Source organism: Agromyces sp. Y782 (assembly GCF_059445405.1).
This window is the reverse complement of the sequence record NZ_JCAIUG010000002.1, coordinates 980,954-1,004,502: the sequence shown is the minus strand read 5'-3', so window position 1 is coordinate 1,004,502 and position 23,549 is coordinate 980,954. Positions and strand designations below refer to the sequence as shown.

General features: G+C 65.8%; 18 protein-coding genes. 8 read left to right on the top strand and 10 right to left on the bottom strand.

What is annotated here, in order from left to right; all coding sequences use genetic code 11:
* Positions 1-4: 4 nt before the first annotated feature.
* From AC1C2S_RS18885 to AC1C2S_RS18870, 4 genes are read right to left on the bottom strand one after another with little or no spacing between them, the layout of a single operon-like run.
* A complete protein-coding gene (locus AC1C2S_RS18885) occupies positions 5-679 on the bottom strand; it encodes a TetR family transcriptional regulator (protein WP_495354137.1) in 675 nt (224 codons plus the stop codon).
* Positions 676-1,608, bottom strand: a complete 933-nt coding sequence (locus AC1C2S_RS18880) for a shikimate dehydrogenase (protein ID WP_495354136.1) — start codon at positions 1,606-1,608, stop codon at positions 676-678. Before AC1C2S_RS18880 ends, AC1C2S_RS18885 begins: the two co-directional genes overlap by 4 nt.
* Entirely contained in the window at positions 1,605-1,907 is a 303-nt protein-coding gene (locus tag AC1C2S_RS18875) for a Dabb family protein (protein WP_495354135.1), read from the bottom strand. The genes AC1C2S_RS18880 and AC1C2S_RS18875 overlap by 4 nt, the downstream gene beginning before the upstream one ends.
* Positions 1,904-3,751 (bottom strand): bifunctional sugar phosphate isomerase/epimerase/4-hydroxyphenylpyruvate dioxygenase family protein, encoded by a 1,848-nt coding sequence (locus tag AC1C2S_RS18870; RefSeq protein WP_495354134.1) that lies wholly within the window; start codon positions 3,749-3,751, stop codon positions 1,904-1,906. The genes AC1C2S_RS18875 and AC1C2S_RS18870 overlap by 4 nt, the downstream gene beginning before the upstream one ends.
* A gap of 134 nt (positions 3,752-3,885) precedes the next feature.
* Here AC1C2S_RS18870 and AC1C2S_RS18865 point away from each other — a divergent pair, with 134 nt between their 5' ends.
* Together AC1C2S_RS18865 and AC1C2S_RS18860 are read left to right on the top strand one after the other, a co-directional pair.
* Positions 3,886-4,644: an IclR family transcriptional regulator gene (locus tag AC1C2S_RS18865; protein WP_495354133.1), complete on the top strand. Its 759-nt coding sequence runs from the start codon at positions 3,886-3,888 to the stop codon at positions 4,642-4,644.
* A 3-nt stretch (positions 4,645-4,647) separates the two neighbouring features.
* Positions 4,648-5,412: an IclR family transcriptional regulator gene (locus tag AC1C2S_RS18860; protein WP_495354132.1), complete on the top strand. Its 765-nt coding sequence runs from the start codon at positions 4,648-4,650 to the stop codon at positions 5,410-5,412.
* A 62-nt stretch (positions 5,413-5,474) separates the two neighbouring features.
* On the opposite strand, the gene dctP is transcribed toward AC1C2S_RS18860, so the two are convergent.
* Entirely contained in the window at positions 5,475-6,533 is a 1,059-nt protein-coding gene (dctP, locus tag AC1C2S_RS18855; protein WP_495354131.1) for a TRAP transporter substrate-binding protein DctP, read from the bottom strand.
* 319 nt (positions 6,534-6,852) lie between these two features.
* On the opposite strand from dctP, the gene AC1C2S_RS18850 reads away from it, so the two are divergent.
* Together AC1C2S_RS18850 and AC1C2S_RS18845 are read left to right on the top strand one after the other, a co-directional pair.
* On the top strand, positions 6,853-7,941 hold the full coding sequence (locus tag AC1C2S_RS18850) for a Gfo/Idh/MocA family protein (protein WP_495354130.1): 1,089 nt from the start codon (positions 6,853-6,855) through the stop codon (positions 7,939-7,941).
* A gap of 28 nt (positions 7,942-7,969) precedes the next feature.
* Positions 7,970-9,331, top strand: a complete 1,362-nt coding sequence (locus AC1C2S_RS18845; RefSeq protein ID WP_495354129.1) for an FAD-dependent oxidoreductase — start codon at positions 7,970-7,972, stop codon at positions 9,329-9,331.
* A 9-nt stretch (positions 9,332-9,340) separates the two neighbouring features.
* On the opposite strand, the gene AC1C2S_RS18840 is transcribed toward AC1C2S_RS18845, so the two are convergent.
* From AC1C2S_RS18840 to AC1C2S_RS18825, 4 genes are all read right to left on the bottom strand, one after another.
* Complete coding sequence (locus AC1C2S_RS18840) at positions 9,341-9,796, bottom strand: type II 3-dehydroquinate dehydratase (protein WP_495354128.1); 456 nt, start codon at positions 9,794-9,796, stop codon at positions 9,341-9,343.
* Positions 9,797-9,913: 117 nt separating this feature from the next.
* Positions 9,914-11,194: a TRAP transporter large permease gene (locus AC1C2S_RS18835; RefSeq protein ID WP_495354127.1), complete on the bottom strand. Its 1,281-nt coding sequence runs from the start codon at positions 11,192-11,194 to the stop codon at positions 9,914-9,916.
* A 3-nt stretch (positions 11,195-11,197) separates the two neighbouring features.
* On the bottom strand, positions 11,198-11,854 hold the full coding sequence (locus AC1C2S_RS18830) for a TRAP transporter small permease (RefSeq protein ID WP_495354126.1): 657 nt from the start codon (positions 11,852-11,854) through the stop codon (positions 11,198-11,200).
* Positions 11,855-12,060: 206 nt separating this feature from the next.
* A complete protein-coding gene (locus AC1C2S_RS18825) occupies positions 12,061-14,754 on the bottom strand; it encodes an outer membrane protein assembly factor BamB family protein (protein ID WP_495354125.1) in 2,694 nt (897 codons plus the stop codon).
* A 306-nt stretch (positions 14,755-15,060) separates the two neighbouring features.
* Here AC1C2S_RS18825 and AC1C2S_RS18820 point away from each other — a divergent pair, with 306 nt between their 5' ends.
* Genes AC1C2S_RS18820 through AC1C2S_RS18805 form a run of 4 tightly spaced genes read left to right on the top strand, consistent with a single transcriptional unit; the run spans position 15,061 to position 21,940 of the window.
* Complete coding sequence (locus AC1C2S_RS18820) at positions 15,061-16,512, top strand: aldehyde dehydrogenase family protein (protein WP_495354124.1); 1,452 nt, start codon at positions 15,061-15,063, stop codon at positions 16,510-16,512.
* 35 nt (positions 16,513-16,547) lie between these two features.
* Positions 16,548-17,393, top strand: a complete 846-nt coding sequence (locus AC1C2S_RS18815; RefSeq protein WP_495354123.1) for a citryl-CoA lyase — start codon at positions 16,548-16,550, stop codon at positions 17,391-17,393.
* An 11-nt stretch (positions 17,394-17,404) separates the two neighbouring features.
* Positions 17,405-19,168, top strand: coding sequence for a thiamine pyrophosphate-binding protein (locus tag AC1C2S_RS18810; RefSeq protein ID WP_495354122.1), 1,764 nt, complete (start codon positions 17,405-17,407; stop codon positions 19,166-19,168).
* Positions 19,169-19,216: 48 nt separating this feature from the next.
* Positions 19,217-21,940 (top strand): TIM barrel protein, encoded by a 2,724-nt coding sequence (locus AC1C2S_RS18805; RefSeq protein WP_495354121.1) that lies wholly within the window; start codon positions 19,217-19,219, stop codon positions 21,938-21,940.
* 218 nt (positions 21,941-22,158) lie between these two features.
* On the opposite strand, the gene AC1C2S_RS18800 is transcribed toward AC1C2S_RS18805, so the two are convergent.
* Positions 22,159-23,484, bottom strand: coding sequence for a LuxR family transcriptional regulator (locus AC1C2S_RS18800; RefSeq protein ID WP_495354120.1), 1,326 nt, complete (start codon positions 23,482-23,484; stop codon positions 22,159-22,161).
* Positions 23,485-23,549: the final 65 nt, after the last annotated feature.

Here is a 23,549-nt window from a genome sequence, read left to right as displayed (position 1 = left end):
CCCGTCAGTGCACGCGTCGGTCGTCGCGACGACCCGTCATCGTCGCGACGATCATGTCGCCGATGAGCCGTCGGTGCGATTCCTGGAGCGCGGGGTCGAGCATGTCTCTCTCGAAGATGGCGGCGAACGTGTGCCGGTTGGCGACATGGAAGCATGCGTAGGCGCTGATGATCATGTGCACGTCCAGCGCATCGACGTCGGCGCGAAAGATGCCGTCGTGCACCCCTCGCTCGATGACCTCCTCGAGCAGCGTGATCGCCGTGACGTTCTCCCGCAGGATCGTCGGGGATTGACGCAGATGCTCGGCGCGATGGATGTTCTCGATGCTGACGAGCTGGATGAATGCCTCGTGCGTCGTGTGGTGATCGTATGTCGCCTCTGCGAGCGTTCGCAGTGCCTCGTCGGGGGACAGTTCGTCGATGTGGATGCCGCGCTCGACCTGGCGGATCTGCGCGTAGACGCGTTCCAGAACTGCGAGGTAGAGCCCCTCCTTCGAGCCGAAGTAGTAATAGATCATGCGCTTCGTGGTGCGCGTACGCGCGGCGATCTCGTCGACTCGCGCACCCGCATAGCCGTTCGCTGCGAATTCCGCGGTGGCGACCTCGAGGATGTCCCCCTGGGTGCGGATCGCACGGTCGGTCATCCCGCTGTCGCGCAGATCGCTCAGCCGATCGGTCATGACGAGCTCCCTCCAGTGCCGGACTGCTCCTCAGCGCAGATGAGCTCTCGGAAGTGCTGCTCCATCCGGTCACGATCGGGCAACATGCCCGTGATGATTCGGAGACTAGCGCATGCCTGGCCCACGGCCATCCGCCCGCCGTCGAGCACAGGATGCCCTCGATCGATAGCCTGCCGGACGAGTTCGGTCTCGAGCGGTCGGTAGACGACATCCGACACCCACGCTCCTCCCCGCAGCTGGTCGAGGTCGAGGGCGATCCCCGGGTGATGGAGCATCCCCATCGGTGTTGCGTGGACGACGCCGCTTGCTTGGGCGATGGCATGGGGAAGGTCGTGCAGTTTGCACGTCACGATGGTCTGCGTCGGGAAATGAACCCGCATGCGGGCGGCGAGGTCCTCGGCGCGGGTGTCGTCCATGTCCGACAGATCTAGCCGCGCCGTGCCCTTCGAGAGGAGCGCGTATGCGGTCGCAGCGCCGGCGCCGCCGCAGCCGATCTGCACGACGCGCTCGAACGATGCTCCTGGCAGGCCTGTCGTGAGACCGTCGCGGTATCCCATCCAGTCCGTGTTGTACCCGACGAGACGGCCATCGTCGAACACCACGAGATTCACTGCACCCAGCTGCGCGGCATCCGTGTCCAGCTCATCGACGAGATCGAGGACGAGTTGCTTGCAGGGGTGGGTGATGTTCATCGCGGCGAAACCAGCAGATTCGGCTTCGGCGAGTATCGCGCCGACGTCCTCGGCCGGTCGGCCGAGCTCGATGAGATCCAAGATGCGGTACTCGTAGTCGAGTCCCATCTCGGTGGCCTCTCCTTCATGCATCGCCGGCGTCAGGGATGCGGTGATGCCTTCGCCGATCAGGCCGACGAGGTAGTGCTCCCGGCGCGGGCGAAGACCCGATCCGATGTCCCGCTCTTGATCCGTCACGAGGCATCCGGGAATTCGAAGTCGACCGTCGCGAGTGACGCCTTCACGGGTGCGGAGATCCTGAGCACCTCGGCGTGGGCAGGGTGCCGCGTGTAGGCATCCAGCGCGTCAAGATCATCGAAGTCGGCAACGAGCGCAAGTTCATGCGAGGCCGGGCCTCCCAGCACATCTGTACCGACGCTCATGCTTCGCAGTTGCGGGATCTGCTCCGGCAGCGCCCGCAAGAGTGACATCCAGTGCTCTCGCTGTTCGGTCGTGAATTCGGGGACGAATCGAAAGACGGCGACGTGGCGGATCACGCGGGAGCCTCCTGACTTGCGGCGCGGCGATGCTCGTACTGGGCGGCCAGTCGGACGGGCGCGTTGAGCGCGCCGTAGCCCGCATATCCATCACGTCGTTCGACGACCTCGAGGAACACGGTCCCGATGGGAGGTGTATAGAAGTGCAGGAACGCCCCGGACTCGTCCCGGTCGTACATGACGTTCAGTTCCCTGAGCTCATCCAGGAGGGCGGGGTCGATCTGGAAGCGCGCCTCGATGTCGTCGTAGTAGTTCGCGGGGATGTCGAGGGGTCTGAAGCCGCGCTCTCGCGCCGCCCGAGCGAGCGCGAGGATATCGGACGTTGCGAAGGCGATGTGCTGCGGCAGTATCGCATCTTCGCCAGCACCGGAGGGCACCAGATTGAGAGCGATTCGTAGGGTTCCGTTGGCGCTGCGAAGGACCTGGCTGCGCACGAGGCCCACCGGTGCGGCCACTTCGATCGATGCCTCCGCACGCAGGTCGAGTACAGAGTGGAAGAAGAGAACCCCTGCATCGAAGTGCTGCCACGGCTGAGCAAGGTTGACGTGATCGACACGTTCGATCATGTGCGGGTCATCGTGATCGGGGGTGCCGAACTCACCCACCCATCGCGGCTCCGTTTCTCCAGCGGCACCGAAGAACACCTCCGAACCGTCGGGCGCTCGAACACCCACGAGGGGTTCCTCGCCTGCTCCCTCCTCGCGAGGGACCTCGGGCGCGAAGAGTTCCTTCGCCCGTCGCAATGCGGTGGCGGGATCGCTCACCGAGAGGCCGAGGCCGGCCACCGTCGGCTGCGGATGCTCCGAGTCCGGCGCGCCGAGCACGACCCGAGCTGCCCCCTGCGACCACAGCTCGACGTTCTTGGTCCGGTGCGCGCCATGGGAGCGAAAGCCCAGTTGCATGAGAAGGCGTCTGAGCTCATGCAGCTCGCTGGTTCGCAACTCTACGTAGTTCATGTCGGCGGCGGACTCGATGTCGGGAAGCGTGGCGGTCGACATTCGAGCGGCGCGGCCGCCCGCGGCGGTGCCCAAGGATACGGCTGTCTCATGCTCGAGCCAGCGCAGGGAGCGTCGAGCGTCGATCGCCGTAGCGCGGGGATCGGCTTGGCGGAACGTGTCGTTGAATATCTCGAGCGAGACATGACCGTCGTAGCCCGTGCGAACGAGGTGTGCCATGAAGGTGCCGAGGTCGAAGCCGCCCTCGCCTGGGAAGACGCGGTGGTGTCGGCTCCACGAGAGCACGTCCATCGAGAGGAGTGGGGCGTCTGCCATCTGGACGAAGAAGATCTTGTCGGCGGGTATGGTCTCGATCGCCTGAGGATCATGCCCCTTCGAGAGGATATGGAAGCTGTCGAGACAGAGGCCGACGCGGGGATGATCGGTCAGGCGCACGATGCGAGCGGCGGTTTCATAGCTGTCGACGAATCGGCCCCAAGCGAGCGCCTCATAGGCGACGCGAACGCCGAAGCGCCCGGCGACATCTCCGAGTTGCCGGAGTTGGGCCGCGGCAAGCTGCTCATCGCCGCTGCGCGCAGTCGCGACGTTGCTGCACAGCAGCATGGTTTCGATGCCAAGGCGATTCATGAGGGCGAACTTCGCCGCTGCGCGACGAACGTTCTGCTCGAGGAGTTCGGGGCCGACACCCTCGAAGTCGCGAAAGGGCTGGTACAGGTCGAGAGACAGCCCGAGCTGCTCGGCTCGCGCTCTGATGGCCTCAGGCGACTGCGGCGAGGCGATCAGATCAGGCTCGAAGATCTCGACTCCATCGAAGCCCGCCTCGTGTGCGGCGACGAGCTTCTGATCGAGTGTGCCGCTCAGGCATACTGTGGCGATCGATGTGCGCATGGCGCCTCTCTGCGGCCACCGGCGATGGTGCCTACATGATTCTCGGAACAGCATTGCATGGGTCTGTACTAACTAGTACATTCGAGATCGAAGGGCGATCGACGACGATTCAAGCCGCTGAAAGGGGATACTCGATGACGAGTCTCGCCGAATGGAACACGATCCCCGCTCGGTCGGGCGGACCGGTCTCCGTGCTCGGTCGCATCATCTCGATCCTCGAGGCGGTGAAGGAGTCCGGCGGCTCGATCTCGATCACCGATCTCGCGATGCGGACCGGCTTGCCGAAGTCCACCGTCTCGCGCCTCGTCGCGGAGCTGACCGGGCAGCGCTACCTGGAGCGCGCGGACGACGGCGTGACGCTCGGGCTGCGTCTTTTCGAGCTCGGCGCACGCGCGAGCCTCCCTCGCCGGCTCCTCGCCGCTGCGGCGCCCGTGATACGGCACCTGCGGGATGTCACGGGAGAACGAGTGGGGCTCTGGGTGCCGCAGGGGACCGACATGGTGTCGATCGCCGCCGTCGCGGGTCGCCTTCCGATGCTCCCGACGCGGGCCGGCATGCACTCGCCCGCACTGACGACGGCGAGCGGCAAAGCCTACCTCGCCTTCTGTGCCGATCAGGGCGTACTGGACCGGGTGAGCGCACCGCTCATCGCCGCCGCCGCCGACCACTTCCGAGACGAACTCACTCATGTGCGTGCCTCGGTCGTCGCGATGGACTTGGAGGTCTCGTACCCCGGCATCCTCGCCGTCGCCAGCCCCGTCCTCTCGGGTGACCGCGTCGTGCTCGGTGCCATCTCCATCGCGGGCCCCAGCGGAGCGATGGACCCGGATCGCGTCGCACCCCTGGTTCGTGCCGCAGGCACGAACGTCAGCCGCCGACTCACGGCCGCGTAAGGCATGCGCACCGCCGACTGGACCGATTCGGTCAGCGTTCTCGACCGCGTGACGGCCGTATTCGACGCTTTCGGCGAGCAAGATGTAGGCCTCGGTGTCTCGGAGCTGGCCCGGCGTGCCAACCTTCCGAAGTCGACGGTCTCGAGGATCGCCGCCGATCTCGTCACGCAGCGTTTCCTCGACCGCGACGGCGACAAGCTTTATCTGGGCGTCCGCCTCTTCGAGCTGGCGCAGAGCGTGGAGGAGCCGCGAAGGCTCCGTCACTTCGCGCTCCCCGTGATGGCCGAGCTGCGCGACGCGACCGGTCAGACGGTGAACCTCGCGATTCTCGACGGAGCCGACGTCGTCTTCATCGCAATCTTGCGCGGCGGGCCGACCTCCAAGCCACTCGCCAGGATCGGCGGCCGCCTCCCAGCACACGCGACGGCGCTCGGAAAGGCCATCTTGGCGTTCTCCCCGCGGGGTGTCAGCGAGCGCATCATCCAGGGTCGACTGGAAGTGCGAACACCGCACACGATCGCCGAGCCGTCAGCGCTCCTGCGGGAGTTGAGCGACATCCGCAGGCTCGGGGTGGCCACCGCGATGGATGAGTGCGCGAACGACCGCGCTTGCGCGGCGAGCCCGATCCTCGATCATGGCGGCGCGCCCATCGCCGCGATCTCCGTCGCTGGCTCAGCCTCCGACGTGGTGCCCGACCGCATCGCTCCGGACGTGCGCGCTGCCGCCCTGAGCCTGAGTCGTCGGATGTGCGCAGGAGGCCATCACTGACTGTGGAGACGGGAACGGGGTGGGTGCGCATTCGCACCCACCCCGTTTGCTGATCTCTGAGGTCAGTCTGCCGTCTCGCGGATCGCCTGGTAGGCCTCGAGGTTCTCGCCGGTGAAGTAGCCCTCGAAGAACTCCTCCGCCTGGCTGATGAAGGCATCCATGTCGATGTCCTCCTGCTCGATCACGGTGAAGGCGTCGTTCGCGCGGTACTCGTCGAGGATCTCCTCGGTCTGCTCGTCGACGCAATCGCGATTCTCAGGCCGAATCTCGTGGATCGTCGCCTCGAGCAGCGCCGTCTGCTCCTCGCTGAGCTTCTCGTAGGTCTTGTCGCTGACGATGATCCAGTGGATGCCGACGTTGTGGTCGTTGAGGATCGCAGTGTTGAGGACCTCGTCATAGCTCGACGAGCGGGTCGCGACGATGGGGTTCTCCTGGCCCACCGCGATCCCCTGCTGCAGAGCGGTGTAGACCTCCTCCACCGCAACCGAGACGGGGCTGGTCACTCCGAGCGCTTCGGCATTCGCGAGGAAGATGGGGGAGTTCGGGAACCGGATGGGCACGCCCGCCAGATCGTCGGGGCTGTGCACCTCGACATCCTTGGTCGTGAACGTGCGGTTGCCGAAGAACCAGCCGTCGACGACGTTGACACCGGTGGCCTCGTGGAAGCCCGAGAACAGGTCTTCCGAGCTCTCATCGATCCATTGGAACGCGTGGTCCACGTCATTGAATGCGTAAGCGGCATCGACGACGCCGATCGGTTCGTAGGTGGCGCTCAGCGCGGACGCGCCCTGCAGGTCGATGTCGATATCGCCTGCCTGGACCTGCGGGAATCGGTCGGCATCAGGGCCGAGCTGACTCGCCGGATACAGCTCGACGGTCAAGCCGATGTCGGCGTCCTCGAGGCGCTCTTTGAGCAGCTCGACACCGCAGAAATAGTTCGGCGTCTGCTCATTCTGGCTCGTTGCGACAGTAAGCGTGACGGGCTTGTTCTCCGAAGCGCCCGCATCGCCGGTCTCTTCGGGAGCACCGCCTCCTCCGGCACAGCCGGTGATGGCGAGGGTGGTTGCTGCGAGCATCGACGCGGCGATTAGGCCTCGGCGCATCGAACGGGCTGTGCCCATGGGACTCTCCTCTTCTTCTGCGCACGTCTTCGTGCGAGTACTGGCATGACATTCTGTGGCCGGAGCACGACATCCGGTCGACACCTCTCGCACGGGGCGGGATCGTCGTCGACCACGCTGTCAAGTTACGGCCCGGTGGCAGTGCTGACTCTTACCGACATCGATCGGTTCGCAAAGCGATGTCCCGTCGAGTGGAACATGCGGTCCCGGGCCGCCGCCCGTGGCATTCGCCGCTGAATGGAACGTTCCCTGTGCGTCGATCCATCGTGGCATACGCTCTCTCCGGACCGTCGCGAAGGCGACGATGCAGGGAGGCTCCGTGACGGCATCCGAACCCGTGCCACTTCGCATCGGCGTCGTCGGAGTCGGCTTCATGGGGCGCCAGCACATCGACTTCATCCGATCGGCGTCAGGCGCGGCCCTGGCGGCGATCGCCGACCCGGTCTTACCCGGCGACATCGGCTTCGAGTGTCCGACGTTTCAGGACACCGCGGGAATGCTGGCATCCGAGCAGCTCGATGCGGTCATCATCGCCAACCCGAACCCGCTGCATGTGGAGTCGGCTGTCGAATGCCTCGAGGCCGGCGTCGCGGTACTCCTCGAGAAGCCGGTCGCCATGCGCTACGCCGAGTCCCGTCGGCTCGTCGACACCGTCGCGCGTCTGGACGGACGCCTCTTGGTCGGCCACCATCGGCGTCACCATCCCGCCGTCGCGCGCGCCCGCACCGCGATCCACGACGGTGAGCTCGGACAGATCGTCGCCGTCAGCGGACTCTGGTCGGCACGCAAAGGGGACGCGTATTTCACCGACACGCCCTGGCACCGCCTGCCCGGTGCCGGCGTGACGCTCATCAACGTCGTGCACGACGTCGATCTGCTGCGGCACCTCTGCGGCGAGGTAGCCGAGATTCAGGCGATGCACAGCTCGCATGCCCGAGGCCTCGAGGTCGAGGACACGGTGTCGCTGAATCTCAGATTCGAGAGCGGAGCGGTTGGAAGCTTCCTCGCCTCCGATGCCGGAGTCTCGCCGTGGGGCTGGGACCAGGCCACCGAAGAGACGCTCGCGTTCCCATTCCTTCCCGACGGGGTGGCCTATAGGATCGTCGGCACGCGCGGGGCATTGTCGGTGCCCAACCTCGCGAAGTACGCCTACGATGCGTCAGTGCCGCCAGATTGGTACTCGCCCCTGTCGCGCACCTACCTCCCCGTTGCATCGCGGGGCTCGTTCCAGGCGCAGCTCGATCACTTCATCGAGGTCGCGCGTGGACGTGCGGAACCCCTCGTTTCAGCCGAGGACGCCTCGCGCACGCTCGCGCTCGTCGAGGCGGCAGGGCGTGCCGCCCGCACCGGCGCAACGGTCGACGTCGCACGATTCAGGGCAGAGATCGAAGCAGCAGAGCAGTCATGACCCGGGGACATGACGAGGAAGGCCGGCGATGACGAAGCTGGATGTTCGGATATTCGACGCGATCGTCGTCGGGGGAGGACTCGCGGGCTTGGCGGCGACGCAGCGTCTCGCCGCGCACGGACGGAGTGTCGCCCTCGTCGAGAAGCGCGATCGGCTCGGAGGCAGCTCCGCGATGAGCGGAGGATGGTTCGCACTGTCCGGCACGACGCTCCAGCGCCGAGCAGGCGTCGAGGACTCCGACGACCTCTTCCTCGCGGACATGATCGAGACCGGCGGGGGCTTCGCCGACAAGGTGCTGACGCGGGCGCTCGTCGACCGGCAAGCGAATGCGGTCGCCGCGATCGATCATGCTGGGGCGTGGACCGACGAACTCAAGGTCAGTGCAGGGATGACGGTGGCACGGGCACATCTGATTCGCATCGGCGATCTGCTCGCGCATCTCGAGTACGAGGCGGTCGCCGCGGGTGCCGCAATCCTCCCCGGACACGCGGCCGGCGGACTTGTCACGGATGGATCCAGAGTGGCGGGCATCACGTCCGAGAACGGAGTCCTCATCGCGGGCTCGGGGGTCGTCCTCGCCAGCGGGGGATTCTCGCGCTCGCGCGAACTGCTCGAGCTCTTCGTGCCCGATCAGGCTGCGGCCATGCCGTACGGCGGTGTCGGGAACACGGGCGACGGGCTTCGAATGGCCTGGATGCTGGGTGCTGGACTGGCCGACATCGGGCACGTCGCCGGCACCTACGGACAGCACGCGGAGACGACGGACGATGAGCACGAGCTGCTGACCGCCAATTACCTCGGGGCGATCCTCGTGAACTCTCGCGGGGAGCGCTTCGCGGACGAGTCGGAGTCGTACAAGGTCCTCGGGTCTGCGGTGCTGCGCCAGCCCGGGCGGACGGCCTTCCAGATCTTCGACTCCGTCGTGCGGGCCCGTTCGAAGCCCGGCGTTCCGCTCTCGGACATGGAGCGCCTCGAGGAGCTCGGGCACCTCGTGAGCGCACCCACGATCGCGGCGCTCGGGCGCGAACTCGGAATCCCGCCGGAAAGGCTCGAACGCACGGTCGCGCGCTACAACGAGAGCGTGTCGGGTCGCCATGAGGACCCATTCGGCAGGACGGGTCTCGTGAACGGGGTGGGCGCGCTGATGCCAGTGGTAACCGGACCGTTCTACGCGTACGCCGCGGTGACCGCGATGACCTCGACGTATGGCGGACTCAGCGTCGCGGCGGACAGCTCGGTGAAGCGGATCGACGGAAGCCGCATCGAGGGGCTCTACGCCGCCGGGGAGGTCGTCGGCGGCTTCCATGGTGCGTCCTACATGACGGGCACAGCGCTCACGAAGGCGCTGGTGTTCGGGTTCGAGGCCGCCGACGCGATCGCTCAAGGCTGACCCGTCGCATCACAGCTCTTCGTGGGCGTCGGAATCGCGGATGCTCTCGCGCGCCAACCGGTCGGCGGCGCGAATCCCCAGTTCGTACCCATACACGCCCGCGCCTGCGATCACCACGCGCGCGACCGAGGAGATCAGGGAGTGGTGGTAGACGGCATCGCGAGCATGGATGTTCGTGATGTGCACCTCGATGACCGGAGCGGTGAGCATCCTGAGCGCATCGAGGAGCGGAACGGACTGGAAACTGAAGCCCGCCGGGTTGATCACCACGATCGCTTGCCGGCGAAAGGCCTCATGCACCCACTCGACGACTTCGTGCTCCGCGTTGGATTGCGCGAAGAAGAGATCGAACCCCAGCTCGCGCGCAACTCGCTCGCAGTCGCGGCGCACGTCGTCCAACGTCGTGGTGCCATACAGCTCGGGCTGGCGCAGACCGAGCATGTTCAGATTCGAGCCGTTCAGCACGAAGAGGGTTCTGGCCACAGGAATTCCTTTCAGGCGCAACCGACGTGTTCGTCCGACGGCCCCGCGACGGTGGGGGAGGACACGAGCGTCGCGGGGCCATCGGAGACTGGGGCCCGGCTACATGAGGCCGAGCAGCGTCGGCAGGCTCGTGACGATCACTGGGAACAGTGTCAGGAGCAGCAGAACGACTCCGAGCGGGATCAGGAAGGGCAGGATTCCGCGGAACAGCTCGCCCATGGGTCTGCGAGTGATCGAGCCGACGACGAACAGCACTGCACCGACCGGTGGTGTCAGCGATCCGATCATCAGGTTGAGGATCATGATGACGCCCAGCTGCACCGGATCGATACCGAACTGCGCGATGATCGGCATGAGGATCGGCACGAGCACCAGGATCACCGGCGGGGCCTCGAGGGGGATGCCGAGCAGGATCAAGAGCAGGTTGAGCATCAGCAGGAACACGATCGGGTTGTCGGTGAAGCCCGTGAGCCATTCGCCCAACGCCCGGGAGACCTGCTCGCGCGCGAGCACCTGACCCATGAGGTTCGACGCGCCGAGGATCAGAAGGATCCCAGCGGACACGACGACTGTCTCCTTGGCTGCCTTCCAGAACACCCGCCAGTTCAGGGTGCGGTAGATCGCTCCCAGGATGAGCATGTAGACCGCCGCGATGCCCGCGCTCTCGGTGGGCGTGAACAGTCCGCTGAAGATGCCGCCGAGGATGATCACGGGTAGCATCGCCGGGCCGATCACTCGCACGGCGGCCTTGGCGAGCATCGACCCGACGAAGGGCTGGCTGACCGCGACGTCGGGGTGGCGCCGCACCCAGAAGAAGACGTAGGCGCCCAGACCGAGCGCCATGAGCATCGCCGGGATGATCGAGCCTGCGAACAGGGCACCGGTCGAGATCGACGCGGTCGCGGCGAAGAGCACGGCAGGTATGCTCGGCGGCATGACGGTGCTCATGAGCGAGCCCGATGCCGTGAGGCCTGCCGAGAATCCGTATGGGTAACCGGACTTGAGCATCTGGGGGATCTGGACCTTGCTCGTCGACGCGGCGTCCGCGAGCGCGGAGCCGCTGATCCAAGAGAAGCCGATCGCGGTGCCGAGGTTCACGTAGGCGAGATTGCCCGGCAGCCGCGGCAGGAGCGACCGCGCCAGGTCGTACAGCCGCGTGGCGATGCCGAGATGGTTTGCGATGGTGCCGACGAAGATGAACAGGGGGACTGCGAGCAGTGGGAAGCTGTTGATCCCGTTCACCACGGACGAGATCGCGTAACCCGCGGAGAGGCCGTGGCTGTAGAAGTACAGCATGCTCGACGCGATCATCGCGAACGCGACGGGCACCCGGAGGAAGAGGAAGAGGACGAACAGCAGGATGTAGAGCCAGAGGTCCAAGGATCAGCCTTCCATCTCGCCGATGTCGAGCTTGCGCTCCGGACGGTTCGCGAACGGTATCTTGAAGGTGGAGTGGATCGCGGCCGACACGAAGCCGACGAGCGCGAAGAGGTACAGCACGCCGACCGGCATATGCATCGCGGCGCTGAGTCTGACCCATTCAGTCTCGATCTTGACGAATGCCTCGTATGCGAGGGCGAGACTCGTGGCGACCATGATGACTGCCGAGATGACCCGCAGCGCAACGAAGAGCCGCCTTCCGGCAAGCAGCTCGTCGAAGATCTCGAGCACGATATGGCCGTTGCGACCCACGAGGTAGCCGGTCGTGATGAAGGTCATGGCGATCATCGACATGAGGGCGATCTCTCCGGCGCCGACCCAGCTGATCGACGGGAAGTAGCGGCCGAGCACCTGATACATGACGCCGAAGACGATGAGAGCGAAGAGTGAAACGCCGATCGCGATCTCGATCCGGGAGAGCACTCGGATGAACGTGGGGTCGGCTGGAACGCCCGTGTTGAGTTCGGGCCCTGCGTAGAAGGTGTCGGTGTGGGGATAGATGGATTCCCCGAGGTCAGCCTCCGAGGCCTTGCGCACTGCCTTCTCGGGCTCATCGGACCGGCCCTCCTCGGGGTCGGACCCACGTTCCTTGTCGGTCACGGCGTCACCGCCACGGTGTCAGGGTGCATTGTCAACCTCTCTGTTGATGCGGGCCGAGCGTGCTCGCGCACATCGCTGCCCCTGCGACTCTGGTCTGCGATCCTGCGCGTGCAAAGTCGAGTCTCGCCGAATGGGACACGCGCTGCACGCATCGATCCGCCCCCGTCGAAGTCGACGGAGACGGATCGGTGGTGCGTCGGAATCGACTACTTGACGACGGTCACGGTCGCACTCGACATGAGCTGCTCCTGAACGGCCTCGGAGTTGAGGACGTTGACCCGCAGGGTCAAGGTCACCTCTCCCGTCGGCACGTTGTTGTCGAGGTCGGCGGCGTCGAACTTGACGATGATCCGGTTCTTGTTGGCCGTCACCTTCGAGGCCGGGATCGGAGTCGGCGAGAGCGGAGTGACCAGCACTGCGCCGCTCTCGTACTCGTATCCCGGCGGCAGCTCGAAGTGTGCCGAGATCTTACGGTTCACGCCGGTGAACAGGCCCGTCCCCGAGCCGAGGTCGAGCCGGGCAGGTGTGAACCTCAGCGCGCCCGGCTGATCCTGCGGCTCCAGGTACACTTCGATCTTGCCGGTCGGCCGTGGATCAGTGCAGTCATTGAAGTAGTACTCGCCGGCACGGTCGAATGTGTGCTGATAGGTCTCTCCTGGCTGCAGCTTGACGTTGAACTCACCCTCGAAGAACTGCGTCGCGCAGTGCGGCTTCAGGTTCGGGAAGTTCGGGAACGTCTCGGCCCCCGGATTGCTGAACGTCACCGTCGTGCCGACCGGCACTCGCAGATGCGTGGGCTGCATCCCGTTCTGCGACACGCTGTCGCGTGCCGCTTCGGTGTCGGCGGTGCGGTTGGAGCGTGCGAGAAGTACCGTGTTGCCGACCGTCTCGCCAGCGACAGCAGCGCCGCCCACCGGACGACGGATCGACAGCGGAGCCGTGTCCGGCCCCTCCTGGCTTCCCGACTCGGTCGTGTAGGTGCCACCGAGCTTGAACGCCCACAGCGAGTCGCCCTGCGTGACCGACCCGCCGTACGGGTTGGTCGACCCGGCGGCGAACACCGCGACGTACTGCTCGCCGTCGACCTTGTAGGTGATCGGGGCGGAGGCGATGCCGGAGCCCGTCTGGAAGTTCCAGAGCACGTCGCCGTCCGTGGCATCCATCGCGAGCAGCTCGCCGTCGATCTGCCCGACGAAGAGCAGGTCGGATGCCGTCGTCAGCGGTCCTTGACCGTGCGACATGTCGGTGCCGAGGTGGTTCTGCCACGCGACTTCACCGGTCGACGCGTCGTACGCGAGGATGCCGCCGGTCTGGTACTGCCCGATGGCCCGCAAGCCGTTGGCGGACGCGCCGTTGTAGTGTGCCACCGGATTGGCGCCGTACGGGAAGTAGACGAGGTTCGTGCTGTGGCTGTACGAGTGGTTCGACCAGTCGCCGCCGCCGTTCTGGCTGGTGGTCGACAGGATCGGCGCATCCCATTGCGGGTCGTACATGCAGCCCTCACGGTGCCCCGACGGGTGCCCGTCGGGATAGCTGAGGAACGGCTCGTCGACTGCGACGTAGCTGTCGGGGTTGAAGACCAGGTTGCCCTCGGCGTCGGCCTGGTAGCCGTTGTAGTTCGGCACGCCACGCCAGGGATCGCCGGGGATGTTCTCCGGGTCGAGCTTCTCCCACACGAGGCATTCCGGCAGGAGCCGTGTCTCGGGGAAAAGCTGCGTCTGGGAGTGGTTCTGGCGCGAGTCGGTGATCATGGGCTTGTCGATCACGGGGAGCACCGGTTCGCCGTTCGTGCGGTCGAGCACGAACTGGTGCCCCGACTTGCTGCCGTAGAAGACGACCTTCCGCTCCTCGCCCCCGATCTCGATATCGGCCAGGGTCGGTGGGTGCACGTTGTCCATGTCCCAGACGTCGTGCCGGATGGACTGGTGGTGCCACTTGTACTCGCCGGTCGTGGCGTCGACGGCCACCATCGTGCTCGAGAAGAGGTTGTCTCCGGGGCGGAGGGACCCGTTCTGCGAGGATGTGCAGCTGCGGGCGTTGCCGAAGGTCATGTAGTACATGCCGAGCTCAGCGTCCACAGCGCCGTGCATCCATGACGTCGCACCGCCTTCCTCAGCGCAGTCGGTGCCATCGGGGAGCACCGGACCCCACGTCGCCGACGCATCGAACGTCACGCCGTCGACTCCGGTGAACTGCTGGCCCCGCTTCGGTCCGCCGAAGAAGTGCCACAGGTAGGATCCGTCGCTCGCATCGAGCGCGACGACGGCGCCGCGGTCGCCGTCCGCCGCGTGGGCGTAGACGATTCCGTTGTAGTACACGGTCGCGACTTTTCCGACCCGTCCCAGATCTTCACCCCCCGGGCCGATGGGCTGCTCCGCCCAGATCTCCTGGCCGGTGGCCTCGTCGAGGGCGACGACATGGTTGTCGCCTGCGAGGGTGAAGATCTTGCCGTCACCGGCCGAGACGCCACGGCGAGTGCCCGACAGGCCGTAGACGTCGTTCTCCCACTTCCAGATGGGATCACCCGTCGCGCCGTCGACGGCGATCACGCCGCCGCTCGGCGTATCGAGGAAGATCACGCCGTCGACGACGATGGGGGTCGTCTGCTGACCCACATCATCGGAGGCGGGTGCGACCGCGGACACGTGCGTGCGCCAGGCCGGTGCGAGGTCGTCGACGTTGCGTTTCCGGATCTGCGTCAACCCGGAGTAGTGCTGATTGCCGAGGTTTCCGCCGACGGTCGGCATGTCGGCGCCCGTCGGTTCCAAGCCCGTCAGCTCTGTGGGCGGGACCGGTTCGGCCGGTCCCACCAGTCCATGGGCGGGTGAAGCGACCATCGCGAGCACAACCAGTGCCCCGATTCCCGCGACGCCCAACCTCGTGGTCAGTCGTGTGCGCATCCCTTGACTCCTTGATCGTCGTTGATCTGACGGCGGATGAGCTCGCGCCCGCCCGACGTCGTTCTGGGGTGCCGCCAGCCCGCCCGACATTTGCGATCGGTGAAACCGGTCAGCGCTGGGGACGCTATCGCCGCCCCCGTTCGGGGGCAAGCACACGACCCATCGAGTGGTACAACTCCCGTCGTGACGCGGGCACAGCCATCGGATCGCCGAGGCCATTTCTGCCCAATGGGACACGCTTTGTCGACGACGACGGCGTGTGCCTAACATGCGGCAGTCCCCACCAACGCTCAAGACGGAGTTGTCATGGCCGCTGCCGCACCCAAATCCCTGTCGCCTGAACAGGAGCAGGAGCTCGACGACGTGTTCGCCCGCGCGCGGGCGGCGCTCGCAATCATCGAGACCTATGACCAGGACCGCGTCGACCGTTTGATCCAGGCCGTCGCGTGGTCGGTCGCGAATCGCTCAGCATTCCATCGGCTGGTCGGGATGGGAATCGAGGAGTCCGGCCTCGGCGACTTCGAGAGTCGTATGAACAAGCGGATGAAGATTCGCGGCGTCCTTCGTGACGCGCTCCGGAGCCCTTCAGTGGGAATCATCGAGGAGGACGCCGAGAAAGGCCTCGTCAAGTATGGAAAACCGGTCGGGGTCATCGGATGTGTCGTTCCGACGACCAACCCAGACTTGACGCCCGCCGGCAACGCGATCTACGCCATCAAGGCGCGCGACGTGGTCGTGTTCTCACCGCACCCGCGCTCGAAGCACACGACCCTCGAGACCGTCCGGCTCATGCGCGAGGCGCTCGAAGCGGAGGGTGCTCCGGCCGACATCCTGCAGTGCATCACGCTTCCGAGTCTGACGGCGTCGCAGGAGATCATGCGCCGCTCGGACCTCGTGATCGCCACGGGCGGCCAGGGACTGGTCCGGGCGGCCTACAGCTCGGGAACGCCCGCCTACGGGGTCGGAGCAGGCAACGCGACCGAGTTCGTCGACGAGACCGCGGATCTCCAGGAGACAGCACGCAACTGCATGCTGTCGAAGACGTCGGACTTCGGCTCGGGCTGCTCGGCGGATGGGAACGTTCTGGTGCCGGCGGCGAGATATCGGGAGATGCTCGAAGCGCTCCAGGGTGAAGGCGGCTACCTCGCCACCTCGGACGAGCGCGCGGCGCTGCAGTCGGTGATGTGGGACGAGGAAGGGCACCGTCTGCCCGACACCGTCGCCGTATCGCCGCAGTCGCTTGCGATGGCGGCCGGATTCGAGATCCCGTCGCACAGCAGGTTCATCCTGGTTGAGGGCGACGGCATCGCCGACGACAGGCAGTTCTGCAAGGAGAAGCTCACGACTCTGATGGCGGTCCACGCCTACGAGGGCAGCTTCGAGGATGGCGTGGAACTCGCGAAGCGGCTCTACGACATCGGCGGCAAGGGACACTCGTGCGGCATCGCCTCCACCGACGACGCGCACATCGACTATTTCGCTCGACACATGCCGGTCTCGCGCATCATGGTGCGCCAACCGAACTCGAAGGCGAACGCGGGATCGTTCACGAACGGGATGCCGATGACCTCGTCGATGGGATGCGGCACCTGGGGAGGCAACATCACCTCCGAGAACGTCTCCCTCCATCACTACCTGAATACGACCTGGGTCGCGCGCACCATCGAGGAGGACCGGCCATCCGACGAGGAGCTGTTCGGAGACTTCTACGACACCGCGCTCGAATCGGCGGACGCGACATTGGCCGCGGCCCCGTGAGCACACCCATTGAGCACGATGAGCAAAGCGAGCCGATGACCGGAGCATCGCCGGAAGAGCTCGTCGACGAAGCACGGCGATGGTGGCAGACGGAGATCATCGACGTCCGCCCAGGCGAAATCGCGCTCCGCGGATATCCCATTGAGCAGCTCATCGGCAACGTCGGCTTCGTCGACACAATCTGGCTCATGCTGCTCGGCGAGCTGCCAACGCGTGAACAGGCGACCCTCTTCGAAGCAGCACTCGTGGCGTCCGTCGATCACGGGCCCCAGGCTCCTTCGATCGCCATCGCCCGGATGGCGACGACCTGCGGCGTGCCCGTCAACGGTGCGATGGCCTCGGGGATCAACGTGCTCGGCGACATCCATGGCGGTCCGGGCCAGCAGTGCATGGAGTTGTACCTCGAGATCGACGCCGAGCTCGGGCGGGTCGGTGATCTCGAAGAGGCGGCCCGCGTCGTCCTCCAACGACACCGCGATGCGGGCATCAGGTATTTCCCCGGGTTCGGCCACCGATTCCATCCGCTCGATCCGCGCACGCCGCGTCTGTTGTCGCTCGTCGACGCCGCAGCTGCGGAGGGCGTCGTGGACGGTCGCTTCGCGGAGATCGGACGCGCCGTCGAGGACGCGATCAGCGCGGGAAAGCCCAAACGGATTCCCATGAACGTCGACGGAGTGACGGCCGTCATCTACTGCGAGCTCGGTCTGGCACCCGAACTCGGTCGCGGTGTCTTCATCCTCGCTCGCTCCGTCGGCATCCTCGCTCACGCAATCGAGCAGATGACGCAGGGAGGCCGCATCAAGGGGCCAATGCCGAAATCCATCGGATACACCTATACGGGTCCGACACGCCGACCCGTTCCGAACACACGCGACCAATGAAGGAGATTGCAATGAAGGACCTGGTGTCCAACCAGATCGTCCGTTATCTGGAGGCGCGCGAGGTCGAGCACGTCTTCGGTCTGTGCGGGCATACGAACATCGCGCTGCTCGCAGCCCTCGAGAAGAGCGACCGGATCTCCTTCGTGAACGTGCGTCACGAGCAGATCGCCGCCCACGCTGCGGACGGCTACGCACGGGCGACCAAGCGGACAGGAGTCGTACTCACACACCTCGGCCCTGGGCTGACGAATGCCACAACGGGAGTGGCAAACGCCGCGCTCGACTCGATCCCGATGGTCGTCATCGCGGGCGACGTGCCGACGCATTACTTCGGGAAGCATCCGCATCAGGAGATCAATCTCCACTCCGATGCGGCCCAGTACGAGATCTATCGGCCGTTCGTCAAGCGGGCGTGGCGCGTCGATCGGCCGCACCTCATCGCCGAGGTGCTGGACAAGGCGTTCACCCTTGCGGAGAGCGGCCGCCCCGGGCCCGTGCTCGTCGACGTGCCCATGGACGTGTTCTCAGCGGAGGTCGATGTCGCACTATTCGACAAGGTGGTCGGCAACACCCGCTCGCTCGCGAGACCCAGCCTCGATGAGGCGGTCGCCGAGCGGATCGTGCAGAGCCTGCTGGATGCCGACAGGCCCGTGCTCTACGTCGGTGGGGGCATCGTCGCGGCAGACGCGGCATCAGAGCTCGCCGAGTTCGCCGGACTGCTGTCGCTGCCTGTTGCACACAGCCTCATGGGCAAAGGCGCAATGCCCGACGACAACGCCCTGGTCCTGGGCATGACGGGATTCTGGGGAACAGCGTTCACCAATGAGACGACGCGAACGGCCGACTGGATCCTCGCACTGGGCACCAGATTCGCGGAAGCCGACTCGAGCTCGTGGTACGCCGAGTACACCTTCGACATCCCGGCCACGAAGCTCATGCAGATCGACATCGATCCTGCTGAGCTGGGGCGCAACTACCCGCTCGAGATCGGCGCACTGGCAGACCTCAAGTCCGCGCTGGCCGTGCTCATCCGGGTCGCGCGGCGGCTCGCTCCGGCAGGTGTGCAGCGCACCGAGCTGCTCGCGCAGATCGCCGCGAACCGCGCGGCGATGAAGCTCCAGAACGCGGATGCCCAAGTCTCCGACGCATGGCCCATGCGGCCCGAGCGTATCCTCTCCGAGACTCGGGAGGTGCTGCCGCGTGACGCGATCATCACCACGGATGTGGGCTGGAACAAGAACGGGGTCGGTCAGCAGTTCGACATCCTCACCCCAGGTACGTTCCTCACACCGGGCGGCTTCGCGACCATGGGTTTCGGCGCGCCGGCCGCTGTCGGCGCGAAGATCGCCCGCCCGGATCGCGTCGTCGTCTCCCTCGTGGGAGACGGCGGCTTCGGACAGAACCCCGCGGTGCTCGCCACTGCGCGCGAGCAGAGTGTCGCCGTCGTCTGGGTCGTGATGAACAACAACGCCTTCGGCACCATCGCAGGACTCGAGAAGGCCGCCTTCGACACCACTTACGGGACCGTCTTCGGCAACGCGGAGGATCCCATGTACACGGACTTCGCGGCGATCGCGGAAGCGTACGGGGTCACCGGCATCAGGGTCGATTCGGCTGCGGAGTTCAAGCCCGCCCTCCAGCGGGCGATCGCGCTCGGCAGTCCGGTCGTGATCGACGTGTCGATGGTGAACGTGCCGACGCCGACGACCGGTCACTGGAACATCCTGGACATCTACTCGCCGGGCGAAACGATCGAGCACGTCGCGACACGATGACCTCCGTGGTCGCAAGAAGGACTCACTGATCCGTTAGGCGGTCGGCTCATGAACGTCGTACCTGGTGCGCAGAACGTCTCCATCTCGACCGTGTGCTTGTCCGGCACGCTCGAGGACAAACTGCGCGCCGCCGCCGCGGCCGGCTTCGCCGGCGTGGAAATGCTCGAGTACGACCTCGTCATGTCGCCGTGGTCGCCTCGCCGACTGGCCGAGGAGGCTACGGGCCTCGGTCTGTCGGTCGAGGTGTATCAGCCGTTTCACGTCGAGACGGTGCCGCCCGACCTGTTCGGCGCCAGCTTGCGTCACGCGGAGCGGACGTTCGACCTGCTGTCCGAGCTCGGTGCGCGCGTCCTGGTGTGCTGCTCCGCCAGAACCGCGAGGGGACTCGACGACGACGATCTCACGGCGGAGCAGTTGCACACCATTGCAGAGCGCGCCGAGCAACGCGGGCTGCGGCTCGCGTACGAAGCCGTGCCTTGGGGGCGCGTTCGTACGCACGAGGAGGCCTGGCGCATCGTCCAACGAGTCGACCACCCCGCGCTCGGTCTGTGTCTCGACAGCTTCCATGTTCTCTCGGTGGACAACGATCCCGCCGTCATCGCGCAGATGGACATCGACAAGGTGTTCCACGTCCAGCTTGCAGATGCACCCCGATTGAACATGGATGTCCGCGAGTGGAGCCTTCATTACCGGATGTTCCCGGGACAGGGCTCACTCGACGTCGCGGGTTTCCTCGGTCAGATCCTGACCATGGGATACTCAGGCCCGATCGCTCTCGAAGTGTTCAACGACGTCTACCAGCAGGAAGATCCCAGACACGCCGCCACCGACGCGATGCGCTCAATGCTTGCGCTCGCAGAGGCGGTAGCCGCACGCGGCTCGGGCGAACTTCTCCAGCAGTTCTCTCACGGCGACGTGACGCCGGCTCCTCGGCTCGACGGTTTCGCGTTCGCGGAGCTCGCTGTGGACGAGGTGTCGGCTCCGTTGGCTTCACGTGTCCTCGACGCCCTCGGGTTCTCCCATGTCGGGCAGCATCGCTCCAAGCCGGTGCAGTTGTGGGAGCAGGGTGGCGCTCGGCTCCTGCTCAACCTCGCCCCGGAGCGATCGATCGACCCTGCCACTGCATCGATCTGTGCGCTCGCGGTCGACAGCACGGATGCGACTGCCTCGATGCAACGGGCGCAGAGCCTGTTGGCGCCGAAGCTCGCCCGACGTCGCGGACCTGACGAGACGGACCTGAGCTCCGTGGCCACGCCCGATGGCACTGCGCTGTTCTTCTGCGACTCCGCAGGCCGGCGTCGTTGGCTCGACGACTTCAGGCCGACCGGCGCGCCGGCGGGCCCCTCGCCACTCCTCGGGAAGATCGATCATGTGTCGATCACCGAGTCGATCGACGACTTCGATCAGTCCACGTTGTTCTTCCGCGCCGTCCTCGGCCTCGTGCCGGGGGAGTCCACGGAAGTCACCGCTCCCTTCGGGCTCATCCGCAACTGGTCGGCAAGCGATCCCAGCGGAGGCGTGCGCATCGCGTTGAGCACCACGCCGTTGCGGCGTGGCGATTGGGCGCCCGGTGTGTCGAGCCCGCAACTCGTCGCATTCGCCACGGATGACGCGATCACTTGCGCAAAGATCATGCGTGAGCGCGGGGCACCGATCCTCGAAATTCCGGGCAATTATTACGACAACCTCGACGCCCGCTTCTCCATGCCGGCCGAGTTCGTCGACCATCTTCGCGAGAACTCGATCCTGTATGACCGCGACGAGCATGGGGGAGAGTTCCTGCACTTCTTCACCGAGATGCTGGGCTCGCGCGTCTTCTTCGAGGTGGTGCAGCGCATCAACGGCTATGACGGCTTCGGTGACCCCCACAGTGTGCCGTTGCGCATGGCCGCGCACCGCCGCCAGCGGCTGCGGATGCTGGCGAGCGCGCCGACCGATACCCCCTCTGAACACCGGCACGACTATTCGCTCGCCCATCTGACGGCGCTGAGCCTGTCACCGCCCGAGTTGGTCGATGCCGCCGCCGCCGCCGGCTACCGCTATGTGGGCCTGCGTATGACCAAGGTCACGGCGCAGGAGCCCCACTATCCTCTGGCATACGACCCGGCATTGATGCGGGCCACCAAGACGCACCTCGCGGCGACCGGCATCGAGGTCCTCGACATCGAGCTCGCGCGGATGACCTCCGGAGACAATCCGCGAGACTATCTGCGCTTCCTGGAGGCCGGCGCCGAGCTCGGAGCACGCCACGTCATCACACAACTGCCGGATTCGGATTTCTCGCGCAAGACTGATCGATTCGCCGAGCTGTGTCAGCTGGCCCTGCCTCTCGGCTTGACCATCGACCTGGAATTTCCGTCATGGACGGAAACGCCGAACCTGACCGAGGCCACTCGGGTCCTGCGAACGGCAGACCAACCCAACGCCGGGTTGCTCATCGACCTCCTGCACTTCGCTCGGTCGGGATCCAGCGTGGCCGAATTGCGAGAGCTTCCGCGCGACTGGTTCCACTACGCCCACGTGTGCGACGCCCCCGGAGAGATCCCCGCCACCACGGCAGGATTGATCCACACCGCTCGATTCGAGCGGCTCTTTCCTGGCGAGGGCGAGATCGACATGCTCGGCATCCTCGCAGCCCTGCCGGCGGGCATTCCGTTCGCACTGGAGATCCCGCGGGCGATGCTCGTGGCGCAGGTCGGTGCGAAGGAGCATGCCCGCCTCGCGATCGGCGCCGCCCGCCGTCATCTCGACGCGGCTCACCTGGTCAGCTGAAGGTGTGGAATGCAGGGTCCCATCGAGTGGGAACGTTCGTCGCGTCGACCCTTCGGTACCGCAACCAGGTCGGGCGGCCTGTGCGGGGGAGTACGCGCAGCCGGGGCACGATCGGAATCAATGTCGAGACCTTCACAGAGTGGTCGATATTTGACATGACCGTGGTAATGCGCCGTCGGCAGTCTCGTGCGGGGCTCGCATGACGGGCCTGTACTCCCTCAGTCGATGTGGAGTCCAGCCTGGTGGGCGATGTCCGCTGCCGCTGTGCGTGAGGTGACGTCGAGTTTTCTGTAGAGGCGCTGCGCCGTCGCCTTCAGCGTGTTGGGGCTGATGAAGAGCTCGCCGGAGATTTCGGTCATGGAGCGATTGGTTGGAAGCATGGTGAGCACTTCGCGTTCGCGTTTCGTCAGACTCGCGAGGAGAACCGAGGTGTCCGCACGAGGTTCGCGTTGCCGTGCGGGTACGGGCGTGCCGGGCGTCCCTTCTGCGAGTACCTCGAGGTGACCTGGACTGATGAGTTCATAGCTGGTGTAGAGGTGCTCCCGTTCGATGATGGCGTGCGCGAGTTCGAAGTCTCTCGCAGCCGAAATCGGCCGGTCGAGACCGAGGGCCGCTGCGGCCGTGATGAGGAGAGCGTTTGCCCGAGTTCGGGGTGGTGCTCCTGCACCGATTGCGTGGTGGGCATGCTCCAGCGCTGCGTGGAAGTCGCCGCGTCGGTATTCACGCTCGGCATCGAGGGCGTGTGCGGCGAACGTCGTGGCGGTCGGTGGAGTGACCGGGTGGCCCAGCCGCATCCAGATGGCCCGAAGGAGGCGTTCAGTGATCCCACCTCTCGACACTGCCGCCGGATGACGATCGAGTTCCTTGACCACATCCGTCTCGAGCAACGCACGCTCGGCGGCGGTTCCGACATGCCAGGAGCGAACCCACAGTGCGGCAGCCCAATACTCGCCGATCCGGTGAGCCTCCATCAGGCCAAGCTCCGCTCGGGACTCTTCGGGATGACGGCGGTTGATGTGAATCAGCGCGGCGGTGAGATGGATGGCAGCGTCGTAGCGGGGGTTCGGCCGGCTGAGCCCACGGGCGCGCTCGAGCCAGTACTCACCAGCGGCGAGACGCCCCCGGAATGTGTTGCGCCATGCCAAGTGCCCGGCCGCACGCCGCGCGATATCCAGCTGTTCGGTGGCCAGAGCCAGCCGGTGTGCTTCCTCGTACTCATACTCGACGGCCAGCTGGTCGTCGCCGGAGAGTTCCAGGGTGCGACCCCACTGCACGAACAGGTGCGGCAGGTTCGCGCGTAACGGCGCCACTTCGTGATCTGGCGCGGCGTCGAGGCGCCGCCGTGCTTCCAAGGCCGCCTCGACGCCTCGGGCGTATGCCCCACGCGTTCGTTCGGCGGCGGCGGTCGCGGTCAGCTCGATCAGCTGTGTGGCGAGCGAGCTCCCGGCGTCCTCGGATCGGACGGAGAAGTAGTGGTCGCGCTCGAAGCGGTGGGGCTCGCCACCGCTGACGACATGCTTCAGGTAGTTGGCCGCGATGACCATGCCGGCATTGTCCACGAAGACGGCGCCCGGGAGGGCGCGTACCGCCGCAAGCAAGTGAACAGCTT